17 protein-coding genes are annotated in these 14,595 nt (G+C 32.5%); 5 read left to right on the top strand and 12 right to left on the bottom strand.

Annotated features, from left to right (window positions below; genetic code table 11):
• The first annotated feature begins 5 nt into the window (after positions 1-5).
• Positions 6-680, top strand: a complete 675-nt coding sequence (locus tag ATO12_RS04880; protein WP_034239634.1) for an ABC transporter ATP-binding protein — start codon at positions 6-8, stop codon at positions 678-680.
• Positions 681-770: 90 nt separating this feature from the next.
• Here ATO12_RS04880 and ATO12_RS04875 read toward each other — a convergent pair whose 3' ends face one another.
• From ATO12_RS04875 to ATO12_RS04855, 5 genes are all read right to left on the bottom strand, one after another.
• Positions 771-1,259 (bottom strand): hypothetical protein, encoded by a 489-nt coding sequence (locus ATO12_RS04875; protein ID WP_034239632.1) that lies wholly within the window; start codon positions 1,257-1,259, stop codon positions 771-773.
• 20 nt (positions 1,260-1,279) lie between these two features.
• The gene (locus ATO12_RS04870) at positions 1,280-2,248 is read right to left on the bottom strand and encodes an MlaD family protein (RefSeq protein WP_034239630.1); all 969 of its coding nucleotides are present in this window, start codon (positions 2,246-2,248) and stop codon (positions 1,280-1,282) included.
• A gap of 28 nt (positions 2,249-2,276) precedes the next feature.
• Entirely contained in the window at positions 2,277-3,029 is a 753-nt protein-coding gene (locus ATO12_RS04865; RefSeq protein ID WP_034239628.1) for an ABC transporter ATP-binding protein, read from the bottom strand.
• Positions 3,029-3,811, bottom strand: coding sequence for an MlaE family ABC transporter permease (locus ATO12_RS04860; protein ID WP_034239626.1), 783 nt, complete (start codon positions 3,809-3,811; stop codon positions 3,029-3,031). Before ATO12_RS04860 ends, ATO12_RS04865 begins: the two co-directional genes overlap by 1 nt.
• A 124-nt stretch (positions 3,812-3,935) precedes the next feature.
• Positions 3,936-4,667 (bottom strand): sulfite exporter TauE/SafE family protein, encoded by a 732-nt coding sequence (locus tag ATO12_RS04855; RefSeq protein ID WP_316932914.1) that lies wholly within the window; start codon positions 4,665-4,667, stop codon positions 3,936-3,938.
• Positions 4,668-4,844: 177 nt separating this feature from the next.
• Between ATO12_RS04855 and ATO12_RS04850 the strand changes: the two genes are divergently transcribed.
• The 3 genes from ATO12_RS04850 to ATO12_RS04840 all read left to right on the top strand — a co-directional run bounded on the left by ATO12_RS04850 (position 4,845) and on the right by ATO12_RS04840 (position 8,183).
• Complete coding sequence (locus ATO12_RS04850) at positions 4,845-5,747, top strand: metallophosphoesterase family protein (RefSeq protein WP_034239624.1); 903 nt, start codon at positions 4,845-4,847, stop codon at positions 5,745-5,747.
• Positions 5,748-5,760: 13 nt separating this feature from the next.
• Positions 5,761-6,939, top strand: a complete 1,179-nt coding sequence (locus tag ATO12_RS04845) for a helix-turn-helix domain-containing protein (RefSeq protein ID WP_034239622.1) — start codon at positions 5,761-5,763, stop codon at positions 6,937-6,939.
• 116 nt (positions 6,940-7,055) lie between these two features.
• Positions 7,056-8,183 carry an acyltransferase family protein gene (locus tag ATO12_RS04840; protein ID WP_205625223.1) on the top strand — a complete coding sequence of 376 codons (1,128 nt, stop codon included), beginning with the start codon at positions 7,056-7,058 and terminating at the stop codon, positions 8,181-8,183.
• Between the two features lie 50 nt (positions 8,184-8,233).
• Here the strand turns inward: ATO12_RS04840 and ATO12_RS04835 are convergent, their stop codons facing one another.
• The 5 genes from ATO12_RS04835 to trmB form a co-directional block, all read right to left on the bottom strand.
• Positions 8,234-8,473, bottom strand: a complete 240-nt coding sequence (locus tag ATO12_RS04835; protein WP_034239621.1) for a NifU family protein — start codon at positions 8,471-8,473, stop codon at positions 8,234-8,236.
• A gap of 3 nt (positions 8,474-8,476) precedes the next feature.
• Positions 8,477-9,616: an Mrp/NBP35 family ATP-binding protein gene (locus ATO12_RS04830; protein ID WP_034239619.1), complete on the bottom strand. Its 1,140-nt coding sequence runs from the start codon at positions 9,614-9,616 to the stop codon at positions 8,477-8,479.
• 176 nt (positions 9,617-9,792) lie between these two features.
• Complete coding sequence (locus ATO12_RS04825) at positions 9,793-10,137, bottom strand: MGMT family protein (protein WP_034239617.1); 345 nt, start codon at positions 10,135-10,137, stop codon at positions 9,793-9,795.
• Positions 10,128-10,757 carry a LysE family translocator gene (locus tag ATO12_RS04820; RefSeq protein ID WP_034239615.1) on the bottom strand — a complete coding sequence of 210 codons (630 nt, stop codon included), beginning with the start codon at positions 10,755-10,757 and terminating at the stop codon, positions 10,128-10,130. Before ATO12_RS04820 ends, ATO12_RS04825 begins: the two co-directional genes overlap by 10 nt.
• A 14-nt stretch (positions 10,758-10,771) precedes the next feature.
• Entirely contained in the window at positions 10,772-11,446 is a 675-nt protein-coding gene (trmB, locus tag ATO12_RS04815) for a tRNA (guanosine(46)-N7)-methyltransferase TrmB (RefSeq protein ID WP_034239614.1), read from the bottom strand.
• Positions 11,447-11,773: 327 nt separating this feature from the next.
• Here trmB and ATO12_RS04810 point away from each other — a divergent pair, with 327 nt between their 5' ends.
• The gene (locus tag ATO12_RS04810) at positions 11,774-12,829 is read left to right on the top strand and encodes a glycosyltransferase (RefSeq protein ID WP_034239612.1); all 1,056 of its coding nucleotides are present in this window, start codon (positions 11,774-11,776) and stop codon (positions 12,827-12,829) included.
• On the opposite strand, the gene ATO12_RS04805 is transcribed toward ATO12_RS04810, so the two are convergent.
• A complete protein-coding gene (locus ATO12_RS04805) occupies positions 12,767-13,846 on the bottom strand; it encodes a sensor histidine kinase (protein WP_034239609.1) in 1,080 nt (359 codons plus the stop codon). The two genes, ATO12_RS04810 and ATO12_RS04805, sit on opposite strands and share 63 nt — an antisense overlap.
• Complete coding sequence (locus ATO12_RS04800) at positions 13,846-14,529, bottom strand: response regulator transcription factor (protein ID WP_034239607.1); 684 nt, start codon at positions 14,527-14,529, stop codon at positions 13,846-13,848. Before ATO12_RS04800 ends, ATO12_RS04805 begins: the two co-directional genes overlap by 1 nt.
• Positions 14,530-14,595: the final 66 nt, after the last annotated feature.

The raw sequence follows: 14,595 nt of genomic DNA, 5'->3' as shown, positions 1-14,595 counted from the left end.
ATATTATGAAAACAGTTCTCGAAGCCAAAAACATCAACAAGTATTTTAGGAAACCAGTACTTTTTCATGTATTAAAAGATATTTCTTTTAAGGTAAGCCAGGGAGAATTTGCTTCTATTATGGGAAAATCTGGGTGTGGTAAATCTACTTTGTTGTATATCTTATCAACTATGGATACAGATTATGAAGGAGGATTGTATCTCAATAATGAGCTTATCACTGGTCAAGAAAGAGAAAAACTCTCTTATATACGAAATAAACATATAGGTTTTGTATTTCAGTTTCATTACCTGTTATCCGAATTTTCGGTATTAGAAAATGTAATGCTTCCTGCCAAAAAACTAGCTGAAAAATCTATAGAAGAAATTGAGCACGATGCTATGAATAAGCTTCGGATTCTTAACATTGATCATCTTGCCAAAAAAAGAGCTTCACGTATCTCTGGAGGGGAAAAACAACGAGTTGCCATTGCGAGGGCGCTAATAAATGATCCAGCTATCATTATGGGAGACGAACCTACAGGGAATCTGGATAGTTATAATTCTGAAAATGTGTTCAATGTTTTTAAACAATTAAGTGATGAAGAAGGATTGTCACTTCTGGTTGTTACCCATGACATAGATTTTGCAAATAAAACCGATCGAATTATAGAAATGGGAGATGGTAGGATTATAAATTGAAAATTTTTTTATAAAAAACAATTCTAGAAATAATATTGGTTATAGGATGTATGCTAATACACTTATCGAAACCAATTATAAAGAATCGGATCAATAGCCTACTTTATTCTTTAGTGAAGGTACTTCCCATTTAATAATTTCTTTTAAAAATTCATCTACTTTTTCAATAATAAATTTTTGAGTTATCGATTCTGGAGCATACACCCCTAATTCGATCATGCTATTTTCTTGAGGTTTATTTTCGATCTCGGGGAATAACATAAAAACATAAATATCACCATTATAGGATTGTGAAAAAATCAAAGCTCCTCCTGGTAAAAATTGATATGCTGGTATTAGGTTTGTACAATCAATTAATTCTTGAGGAAATGAATCAAAAGTAATATTTATAGCTTCGTTATTATGAATCCAGCTCAATTCCTGAACTTTCCATCCAATATCATATTGTTGTACAATTCCCTGTAAGGTTTTAAGAAGAATATCTTTGGTTTTATTTTTCCAAAGCATTCTTTTATCGACAACTGTTTTTATAGAATTTCTATAATCATTAACTCGTTCTTCAAGATGTTCAATCTTCATGGCTGTTTTTTTTAAGATTCTTATTTTTTCTTTTCTTTTTCTAGTTTTTTAAAGTAACCTCTAAATAAAAAATTATGTTTTAGAGCTTCCATATTCTCGTTAAAACGATATGTTCCTTCTTTAATATTATAGATGGTAGAATCAATATTTTTAACCAGGGTTGGGTTAGAAGTTAGATAATGCAATGCTCCTTTTCCTTCTTTTATGTCTTGTAATACGACATCTAGATTTGTTGTTATCCGACTGATATCAACACTAGATTGCTCTAGGTTATTTACTATGGTTTTCATTTTCTGACCAGATATGCTATCCTGCAACAAAACACCTGCTACACTTTGGCCCTGTTTAACCGAAGAGATGATGTCTTTAAGTTCGGTAATAGCTTGTGATGCTCCCGTACTTGTCTTTTTTAATTGAAAAATAGTTTGTTTCAGATCTTTTGCCATTATAGAATCATTGATCAATAACCCTATAGTTCCATTACCTTCAATGATTTTTGTTGTTATTTTTAGTAAATCAGCTGTAAGTAAGGCGGCATTTTCATTAGTAACGTTAAGAGTGGTGAGCATATCATCTGTTCCTATTTTGCTGTAAGATAGTATGGTATCCCCCGAAACCACAGGAAGTTTTTTGCTTTCTCTGGGAATAATGTTTATAATCATATTGCCCACTAAGCCATCTGATCCTATAGTTGCTACGGCATCTTTTTTAATATGTTTTCCTATATTTTCTCGAATAAGCATTTCGACTATAATTCGAGTATCGTCTATCATCTTAATTTTACTTACTGTTCCTACATTGATTCCAGAATACCGAACATTATTTCCTAATTCGAGACCGTTAACATTTGTAAATTGAGTCATGATTCTAATATTGCTACCAAATAGGTTTTGCCGATTTCCGATAGAGTATAGTGCAGCGATAAGTAATACTGTACCGATCACGACAAAGACACCGAGTTTCAACTTTTGAGATGCTGTTTTTTTCATAGCGTTTCACTTTAGTTTTATCTATTCTCTAATGCTTAAAAAAAGCTTTTACCTGGGGATCATTTGATTGAGATAATTCATGATATGTTCCTTCTGCATAATTAATTCCGTCTACGAGCAAAATAATTCTGTTAGAAATAACTCTGGCGCAATCCACATCATGTGTAATAATTAATGATGAGGTTCCGTATTTTTTTTGAATACTACGCATTAATTCTATAATTTCTTTAGAAGTTATTGGATCTAATCCTGTTGTAGGTTCATCATAAAGAATAATTTTAGGTTTTAGAATCAAGGCTCTCGCTAGTGCTACTCGGCGTTGCATTCCTCCTGATAGTTCTGATGGCATTAAGTCTATTGCATGTGCCAAACCTACATTTTGGAGTGCTTCTATAACTAAAGCTTCAGTATGGCCAGTCATATTCAATTTATCTTTATGCCTGCGTAAAGGAAACTCTAGATTCTCACGAACCGTCATAGAATCATATAAGGCACTACCTTGAAACAAAAAACCAATTTCGGTACGAAGCAGATCTAGTTCTATTTGTCCCAAAATAGTAATATCTTGCCCTTTTATTCGTATACTACCACTATCTGCTTGCATTAACCCTACGAGGCATTTGATCATTACCGATTTACCTGAACCGGATTTGCCCATCACCACCAGGTTTTCTCCTTCAAATAATTGCAAACTAAACCCGTTGAGCACGTGATTATCACCAAAGTTTTTTCTTAGATCTTTGATCTCAAGAACAGAAGTTATATTTTTTTTAGGTTTCATTAAATTTCAAAAAATATGTCTGCTAGAAATACTGCAATAAAATCAATGACAAACAATAACATTGAAGTATATACTACCGCCGAGTTTGACGCCTCACCAACACCAGCCGTTCCTTTTTTACAGTAATATCCTTTGTAACATCCGACCAGTCCTATAGCATATCCAAAAAAGAATGATTTTACTGTAGCAGGAATGATATCACTATACTTTATGGCATCAAACACTTGATTAAAATATAGTTGATAGGAGACAGCTCCTTTTAAATTTTCGACAATAGCAGAACCAAATAAAGCAATTGCATCCCCAAAAATAATTAATATAGGAAGCATTAAAGTTGTTGCTGTAATACGAGTAACAACAAGATACTTAAAGGGATTTGTTCCTGATACCTCCATCGCATCAATTTGCTCTGTTACTCGCATAGACCCAAGTTCGGCACCGATTCCAGAACCAATTCTCCCTGCGCAAATAAGAGCAGTAATTACAGGTCCGATTTCTCTTACAATAGAAATCCCTACCATAGAAGGCATCCAGGACTCTGCACCAAACTCCATTAAAGTAGGTCGAGACTGAAGTGTAAAAACCAACCCTAAAATAAATCCGGTTACCCCAACTAAAAGTAAAGAACGATTACCCATATTATAGCATTGTCGTAATAGTTCCTGAAACTCAAAAGGCCTTGTGAATACTTCTTTAAAAAAACGTCCTGAGAAATATGACAAATCGCCTATCTCTGTAAAAAAAGCTTTGGTTCTTTCTACTATGCGAAGTGATCGTGTCATAAATAATCTGCTTCAATGTTATTCAAAGATAGGAGTAGCATTTGCTAATAAAAATGACATAAATCAGGTAGCTAGGGTTTAAACATTTTGAAAAATAAGAAATAATAACTGGAAAAAAGAAAAATTAAAGGTTTGATATTACACTTATAGTTCCTATTCCTAATATCAGAAATAGCACAAATTTTCTAAATTGTTCCTGAGAGATTTTATTTAGAATTTTCTTTCCTATCCAGGTTCCTGTAATACTCACAACAATTAAAATAGGAACTAAGTACATATCATGTTGATGTATATACCCATTAAAATAGTATACTACTGTTCTGCTAAAATCTACTCCCAAATCAATTACTGCCGAAGTAGCTATAAACTTGTCCTTATTCATTTTGAAAGCAGACATAGTAATGCCTCTTATTGCACCTCCTGTTCCTAGAAGCCCTGCACTTAATCCCGACAAAGATCCCCCTATAATTGCACTTTTAGTATTTGATTTTACCTTAAATTGTTTAAAAATAAGGAACAATAGGCTTAATCCTATCAGAAAAAAACCTAGAATATATGTAAGTATTTCTGGGTTTATATACTTACTGAAATATGCTCCCACAGAAACAAATATTATAGCTGGTATGCCTAAAGCTAATACTATCTTTTTATCTAATCCCTTTCTAAAAAATACAATTTTGGTCGTATTGCTAGACAAGTGAAATAATGCTGTTATTCCCAAAACAGATTGGAAATCAAGAAAAAAGTTGGTAATAGGAACAAAATATACCGAAGAGCCAAAACCTCCTACTGTTCCTAATATTTCTGAAAGAATAGCTAGTATTACGAAAATAGGCAGATATCTAGATAGCATCATGAGATGTAGAATGAAATGTTTTCAAATTTATTTTATTTAAATCAACATTTATGATAAATATTAAAGAACTTGAAATAAAATTTGTATTGAATCTATTATTTTTATTCTGGATATTTTTTTAGATAGTCGAGCACAAATAAAATATATAGTATTGTATATTTACTAAAAACGTAGTGTATGTCTTCTCAATCCCGTTTGGATCGTGCTTATAAAAATGCCAAAGTAATTCCGTTTGATGATACGTCTAAGTTTATCTTTTTTAGTGATTGTCACCGGGGAGATAATAGTTTTGCAGATGAGTTTGCTAATAACCGCAATATTTATTTCCATGCTTTAAAACATTATTATACCGAAGGATTTACCTATTGTGAATTAGGTGATGGAGATGAGCTGTGGGAGAATTTAAGTTTCGAAACCATATTTAGAGCACATAAAGATATATACGAATTATTACAATTATTTCATGCAGATCATAGATTGAATTTGATTTGGGGTAATCATGATATGGTATATCGGGATCCAAAATATGTAAAAAAACACCTTAGTTCTTATTTTGATCAAAAAACAGATACAGATAAAGAAGTTCCTTTGTTTCCTGATATAAAATATAATGAAGCTATTGTGTTGAAACATAAGAATACAGGACAGGAGGTTTTCTTGATTCATGGCCACCAGGCAGATTTTATGAATTATATAGGTTGGAGAATAAATAGATTTCTTGTACGGGTTTTATGGAAACCTCTTCAGGTAGTAGGAATTGCAGACCCAACCAGTCCTGCAAAAAACTACAAAGAAACGATACGAATAGAACGTAGAATTAAAAAATGGATTGCCAATAACAAGAACCTGTTAACTATTATTGGTCATACGCACAGACCTCGATTCCCAGAAGCAGGAGAACTAGCGCTGTTTAATGATGGGAGTTGTGTTCATCCCAGATCTATTACAGGGATAGAAATCGAAAATGGTAGTATCACCTTAATGAAGTGGCAAATTTCTACTACAGAAGATGGGATATTAAAAATCATTAGAGTCCCTCTGGAAGGACCTCAAAAGCTTACCGAGTTTATCACAGAATAGATGATCTTATTTGATGGAAAGTATTCAATACATAATTGATAAAATCCCGATACGTCATAATCCGGTATCATATTTTATGTTTTTAGGTGTGTTTTTAGGAATACTACTAAGTTTGGTAATTCTTTTTAGAACCTCGAAAAATACTGCTTTTAGAATATATGGGTGGTCTTTATTACTGCAATCTATTATTGCAATTGATGTTTTTTTGTGCTACACAGGTCTTTTAAAATATGTACCACATGTAAATGATAGTACCGAGCCACTGGTATTGCTTTTGGGGCCGTCGATATATTTGTTTATTTATGCACTTCTAGAACGAAATTCAATTACTTTTAAGAAGCATTGGATTCATGTTCTCCCATCTACAGTATATTTTTTGTCTCAGATAGCATACTATACACAGCCTGTTTCTGTAAAGATTAATGCATATCTGGGAGCATATTTTTCAGAAATACAAAGAATTCCTGTTCCTGATAACACGAATTATTCTTACCTATGGATAAAAGATGAATTTAGATGGCTTGTCTTATCCAGTTTTATCATTTATATTATACTATCTATACGGCTTATAGTAAAGCATTTTTATGCTAGTAAAACTAAAAATGCAAATAGTATAAAAGTTAATAAATATGATTTTTCTAGAAATACAATTATTGGTTTTTTGGCAACATTTATCCTTGTGTTTTTAGTATTTCTAAACTTTGAAGATGATGCGGGTGATCACTATATTTTTATCTTTCTTACCTCACTTATTTTAATTACAACTTTTGTGCTACTTTCAGAATCGCGATTTTTTGAAAATTCATGGATAGCTGATAAGTATGAGACTTCAAAAATTAAAAATGACCAAAGCTCTATAAAAGAAATAAAAGCGTATATCAAAGACGAAGCATACTATTTGTTGCCTACAGCTTCATTAAAAGATTTGGCAAAAAACTTAGGATCTAATTCTAACTATATTTCTCAAATTATAAATGTAAATACTAATTTGAATTTTAATGATTTTATAAATCAATATAGAATTGAAGAATCAAAAAAAAGATTATTAGATAAAAATTATAATCACCTTACCATCGAAGCTATTGGTAATTCTGTTGGTTTTAAGTCAAAAGCTACATTCTATAATGCTTTTAAAAAACATGTAGAAATGTCTCCTAAAGCATTTGTGAAATTTCAAAAATCTGTTTCTTAAGATTAAACATCAGTTAAAAAGTGTCTAGAATTATAATTCTAGACGCAATACTCTTTTTTTAATACCTGGTGATAAGCAAAATACTCCACTTTTGACGAAACAAATTTTTAAGTATTATGGAGAAACAAATTCGTCGATATGATCTCGACTGGTTGCGAGTTATTGTATTTGGGTTATTAATTTTTTATCATGTAGGAATGTTTTTTGTGCCTTGGGGCTTTCATATTAAAAACAACATAATTTATGATTGGCTTCGCTGGCCTATGCTTTTCTTAAATCAATGGCGTTTACCTATTTTATTTGTGATATCGGGTATGGGGACTTATTATGCGCTTTCTTCCCGAAATTTATGGCAATTCAACCTAGAACGTATTAAAAGATTGGCAATTCCATTACTTTTTGGAATGTTGTTTATTGTCCCTCCACAGGTATATTTTGAACGTATGGCAAACCATCAGTTTTCTGGTTCGCTAGTAGAATATTTTACCACCATAGCATATGCTGGAATATATCCAGAAGGAAATTTTAGTTGGCATCATCTCTGGTTTTTGCCGTATCTTTTGATATTTTCATTAATACTATCACCAGTGTTTATCTGGATCAAAAAAAATCCGACTAAACTAATTATTTGGGTTAGAAAAAATGTGCAAAAAACGTATGGATTATATCTTTTTATTATACCATTATATTTAACTGAAGCATTTTTAGAGCCTTTTTTTCCTGTCACTCATGCCTTAATCGATGATTGGTTCAATTTTATAAATAGTCTCATTTTATTTTTCTTTGGATTTGTTCTCATCGCATCTGGAAAAGAATTCTGGAGTAGTGTGAATCGAATAAAATCTAAAGCACTAATCATAGGGATTATTACATTTAATACACAAATATGGATATGGTTGGCATTAGAGGATAGCACATTCGTGCATTTTTCTGAAGCATTGATTAAAGTAATTAATTTATGGTCCTGGATTTTAGTACTATTTGGCTATGGGGCAAAATTCCTAAATAGGAAGAGTAAAAAATTAGCATATTGTAACCGTGCAGTGTATCCTTTTTATATTTTACATCAAACGATTATGATTGCAATAGGGTATTATGTCATGAATCTTGATTGGGGATTTATCTCTAAGTTCACAGTGTTAGTTTTTGGTACATTTTTAGGGAGTTGGATGATTTATCATTTAATCATTTTAAGAATACCAGTTTTGCATCCATTTTTTGGACTAAAAAAGCCCTATGCTTAAGGAATAAACTCCTTAAGCATAGGGCTTTTAATTATTAAGTAATTCTATAGTTATTCTACATTGAGTACTGATTCGATTTGAGGAGCATATTTTTTAATCGTCATTTCTACTCCAGATTTAAGCGTCATTTGATTTACACTACACCCTACACATGCACCTTCTAATTGAACCTTAACGATCTTATCATCTTCAATAGAAATTAAAGAAATATTTCCTCCATCACTCTCCAAAAACGGCCTTATTTCATCCAGGGCCTTTTCTACATTAATTTTTAATTCTTCAGAAGTCATTTTCTATTTTTTTACAGCAGAACAACCTGCCATTGTTGTTATTTTAATTGCTTCGGTTGGAGGTAGATTATCATTTCTGTTCACTACTTCCTGAACCACATTTTTTGTCAATTCTTCAAAAGCCTTTTCTATTGGTGTTGCTGTCTGTAATGCAGCAGGTCTACCTGCATCTCCAGCTTCACGTATACTTTGTACTAATGGGATCTCTCCCAAAAATGGAACATCGAGATCCTCTGCGAGGTATTTAGCTCCTTCTTTACCAAAGATATAATATTTATTGTTAGGAAGCTCTTCTGGTGTAAAATACGCCATATTTTCTACAATCCCCAGGACAGGTACATTAATACTGTCTTGTTGAAACATAGCTACTCCTTTTCTTGCATCTGCTAATGCTACATTTTGAGGAGTACTAACAACCACTGCTCCTGTTATTGGTAGCGACTGCATAATAGACAAATGTATATCTCCTGTACCGGGTGGTAAATCGATTAACATAAAATCGAGCTCTCCCCATGCGGCATCAAAAATCATTTGATTTAATGCTTTTGCTGCCATTGGTCCTCTCCAAACAACTGCCTGATTAGGTTGCGTAAAAAATCCAATAGATAAAATCTTAACCCCATAATTTTCTATAGGCTTCATTTTAGATTTTCCATCCTCTTTTACAGAAAGAGGTCGTTCACGTTCTACGTCAAACATTATAGGAACAGAGGGACCGTAGATATCTGCGTCTAATACACCAACTTTAAACCCCATTTTGGCCAAAGTAGCAGCAAGATTAGAGGTAACTGTAGATTTACCAACCCCACCTTTACCAGAAGCTACCGCAATAATATTGGTAATTCCCGGGATAGGTTTTCCTTTAATCTCATTGTTTTGAGGCTGAGCAGCAGGTGCTTCGACTTTAAGGTTAACTTTAACCTTTGCTTTCTCATATACTTTTTCATGAATAACTTTCATTACATCTACCTCTGCACGTTTACGAATATGCAATGCCGGGGTGGTCAACACTAAATCTACAATGACCTCATCACCAAAAGTAATTACATTTTTTACTGCACCACTTTCTACCATGTTCTTACCTTCGCCAGCTACAGTGATAGTCTCTAATGCTTTTAAGATATCCGATTTCTCTAACTTCATGAGTATTATTTCTTTTTCTAACTAATTTGATCAAATCAGGTTTGATCCTAAGCACAAAGATAGGTCGAAAAGTTAAGATTATAAAGCCTATAAATTGAAATGATTTATAGCTGTATCGCTATTGATTATATCCTAATATTTGTAAATTTTTGAAAAATTAGGAAATATTAGAAGTATTATAACTCTTTCATAGGATCCCAAAACAATTTTTCGAAATCTATAATTTGGTTATCTATAACTTCAACACCTTCATTTTCGAGTAACTGTTGCATTAGATTAGTCCCTTGAAAATGATGTTTTCCGGTAAGCATTCCTTTTCTATTTACAACACGATGAGCAGGAACATCTTCACGGCCTCCACAGGCATTCATAGCCCAACCTACCATTCTGGCACTACGTGCGGCACCCAAACATTTTGCGATAGCTCCATAAGAAGTGACTCTGCCATACGGAATAAGTTTGGCAACTTCATATACTCTTTCAAAAAAATTTGTATCAGAATCATTTTTCTTTATTCCCATGTATATATAATTCTTGCTAAGGTTATCACTACTAGAATCAACATTAATATTCCCATAAAATAATTAGAGTATTTGGTAATAGATGCGGTTTTCTTTTCGATTTTAAGGAAAGAAAACACATAAAAATAGAGGGTTACAAAGGTTCCTGCTCCAGCTGCTATAATAAAGGCAGTAATTCGCAAGGTGTCGTATTCTATTTTTCCACTAACACTCATTCCCGCAGCAATAGCGCAGAAATAGGGTATGGGTAATACATTAATTGCAGACATCATAACACCTTTAAAAAAACTTCTGGTGTCATTATTTCGATATACTTTTATTTTTGTGCTTTTTTGTTTTGCTTTTGCAAAAAAATAGATGGCCATGAAAAAAAAGATAACTGCCCCTGTACGAAGTAATATATTTTTAACATATGGATTGAAGAAAATATACTTAGCCAGAAGAATGGCTATCAACGCTTGAAATATTACAACTATTGATGCACCAATTGCAACTAAAATCCCATTATTTTTACCTCTCTCCAGGCAAGTTCTAGCTACAGTCATATTTACCAATCCAGGAGGAATTACTCCAACTAGTGATGCAAAAAATGTAACTAAAAATAGTTTGGTAGTTTCCAAAATTACTGAGGTAATTACGTGATCCTAAACTGGATGTAAGTTATAGGTTTATTTTGTTCTAAATATTGTTTTTCATAAAAAGTTTGAATCGAAGTTACAACTTCTGGAGATCCTTCATTATGATACACATTATGATTAGAATAGAGTACTTTATGTCCTTCGCCATGCAATAACCCTAAAGTATATCCATGCATAAATTCGCTATCTGTTTTAAGATGTACAATGCCATCTGGTTTCAGGATTTTTTTATAACGTTGTAAGAAATCGCGATTGGTTAATCGATGTTTTGTGCGTTTGTATTTGATTTGCGGATCCGGGAAGGTAATCCATATTTCATCGATCTCCTGTTCTTCAAAAATATGATCGATTAATTCTATCTGAGTTCTTATAAACCCTACGTTAGACATCTTATTTTCTATTGCGGTTTTTGCTCCTCTCCAAAAACGGGCTCCCTTGATATCGATACCAATAAAATTCTTATCGGGATATTGCTCGGCTAATCCTACCGTATATTCGCCTTTACCACAACCTAACTCTAGAACAATTGGATTTTGGTTTTTGAAAAATTTATCATTCCATTTTCCTTTATATCCTAATGTATTATTGATTACATCCTCTCTGGTAGGTTCTACTACATTATGAAAGGTTTTGTTTTCGTTAAATCGTTTTAATTTATTCTTACTACCCACTTATCCTCTTTATTTCTTTACTTACTTGTCTTTTAAATTCGATTTGTGTTACACCAACTCTTTTCGATATCGTCTTTTTAAATACGGTTGATGTGATTTTTTGTGTCGAATATCTGTATTATACCTGATTTTACTACAAGAAATACTTGTGTTTGTTATCATTCAGATTCAATTAAATCATCAATACACTGTTGTTTTTGAGTATAAAATTTCACTAAAGATAATTTTTTGGTAAAATTAAGGAAATATATGCATAAGAAAATAGGATTACTTTTATTATTAAGAATCAAATTGATAGTTACGATAACAACTTAAATACTAGAACGTTTGAATAAAAAAGTACTTGTTGCTCCTCTTAATTGGGGACTAGGTCATGCAACCCGATGTATTCCTATTATCAATGCATTACTAGCAGAAGGTCTGGAGCCTGTTATTGCTTCTGATGGCGTTGCCTTATCATTATTAAAGAAGGAGTTTCCTAAATTACTTACCAAAGAACTCCCCTCTTATAATATAGAGTATTCTAAAAAAGGGAGTAATTTCAAGTTAAAAATGTTGCTAAACAGTCCTAAAATTGCTCATGCCATTAGTGCTGAAAAAAAAGCAATAAAAAAAATCATTGAAGAGGAAAAATTTTGTGGTATTATCTCGGATAACAGAATGGGAGTACGGCATAAGAGTATTCCTTCGGTATTTATCACACATCAACTTACTGTACTAAGCGGAAAAACTACTTCTATAAGTACGAAGTTACATAACAAGTATATTAAGAAATTTGATGTGTGCTGGGTTCCTGATATGGCAGATGATCCTAATCTTAGTGGTGAATTAGGGCATCCCAGGAGAAATAATATTCCTGTAACTTACCTCGGGCCATTAAGTAGATTTGAGTATCAAATTGTACCTAAAAAATACGATATTATGGTATTGCTCTCTGGGCCAGAACCACAACGTACTTTACTAGAACAAAAACTATTTTATGAATTTGAACAAAGTGATAAGAGGATAGTATTTGTACGTGGACTTATTGAAGAAACCCAACAAACGTTTGTGAAAAATAATATTACTATTCATAATTATCTAACCGGAAAAGATCTGGAAGATACTATTAATAGTAGTAACCTGATTATTTCGAGATCTGGATATACAACTGTAATGGATCTTGCAAAACTAAAGAAAAAAGCTTTCTTTATACCTACTCCAGGGCAGTTTGAGCAAGAGTATCTTGCAGAGCGTTTAACTGTTAATAAGTTGGTTCCTAGTTGTAATCAGAACGAGTTTACATTAACAAAACTAAGGGATTTAAATGCATACAGAGGGCTAAGTAGTTTTAGTACCGACATTGACTATAGGGAACTTTTTCACTTTTTCCAAAGTAAATGAAAATTCACTTCCTACTCGATAATCGCTTTCTACATAAATGCGTTCATGATGCGCTTCGATAATGTGTTTTACAATAGCTAATCCCAGACCAGATCCACCTTCTTTACGCGACCCACTTTTGTCTACACGATAAAAACGCTCGAATAATCGTGGGATATGGGCTTGTGCAATTCCTTCGCCATTATCTGTAATTCTAACAATGGTTTTATTACGGATCAAATCTTCGATGCTTATTTCTGTAGTGCCATCTTCTTTTCCGTATTTTATTGAATTTACAATCAAATTAGAAAGTACCTGTTGTATACGTTCTTTATCGGCATGTACAAGTATAGGTTCTTCATAATTCATATCAAACGTAAGAGCGATGTTCTTTTTTGCAGCTTTCATTTCATATAAATCAAATACACTTTGTACTAATTCTACAATATCAAAATTGGTATAATTAAGATTAAGATCACCTACTTCAAGTTTGGTAATCATATCCAGATCATTTACAATATAAATCAAACGTTCAACTCCTTTGTTGGCTCTATTTAAATATTTGTCAAGAATTTCGGGATCATCCATTGCTCCATCGAGGAGGGTAAGAATATATCCCTGAACTGTAAACAGGGGTGTTTTTAACTCATGAGAAACGTTACCCATAAATTCTTTACGATAAGCTTCTCTTATTTTTAGGGTTTCGATCTCTGTTTTTCTTTGTTGAGCAAACTTTTCGACCTCTTTGATAAGAGTTCTCATATCTGTAGTTACGGGGCCTTCTCCGATAGAATCTACTTCTAACATTTCGATATCGTCATAGATTTTACGTACTCTACGATAAATAAACTTTTCTACTCTATATTGAATAATAAGAAAACAAATCAGATAACAAAACACTATAAAACCAATTATAATAAATGGATTAAACAGTGATTGGGTGTATAAAAAAACGCTCAATACGAGCGTTAATAATATGGTTATATATAAAGAAGATAGATATGCAAATCTATACGACTTTTTAAAGTTTTCTGCCATTAAACTACAAACTTATATCCTACTCCTTTAATAGTTTTAAAACTATTATCGCCGATTTTTTCTCTTAATTTTCTAATGTGTACGTCAATTGTACGGCCACCTACAATAACCTCATTACCCCAAACCTTATCAAGAATATCTTCTCGCTTAAAAACCTTGCCAGGCTTAGAGGCCAATAAAGATAGTAATTCGAATTCTTTTCTTGGCAATACAATTTCTTTTTTGTCTTTAACGATTTTGTATTCATCCCTGTTAATGACTAAATTTCCTATTTTAACTACATTGTCTGAAGACTCTTCTTCTTTAAGTCTTCTTAATAGAGCTTTTACTTTACTAACTAAAACTTTTGGGCGAATGGGTTTTGTGATATAGTCATCTGCTCCGGCATCAAAACCAGCAACTTGAGAATAGTCTTCACCACGTGCAGTAAGGAAGGTGATGATTGTATTTTGTAAGTCTGGTAACTTTCTTATATGCTCACAGGCTTCTATACCATCCATCTCTGGCATCATTACATCAAGAATAATTAGATGCGGCTTTTTCTTTTTTGCAGCTTTTACAGCTTCAACACCATTTTCTGCAGTTATTACTGTGTATCCTTCTGCAGTAAGGTTATACCCGACAATTTCTAAAATATCAGGTTCGTCATCAACTAATAGTATCGAAATATCTTTTTTGTTCATTATAGTATAGCATTACATAACATTGGATAAATATACCACTTAATACGAAGTATACATATTTATATA

The sequence above is a fragment of the Aquimarina atlantica genome, assembly GCF_000626715.1.
GTDB lineage: Bacteria > Bacteroidota > Bacteroidia > Flavobacteriales > Flavobacteriaceae > Aquimarina > Aquimarina atlantica.
The sequence above is the reverse complement of the archived record's forward strand: the minus strand, read 5'-3'. Positions and strand labels throughout refer to the sequence as shown.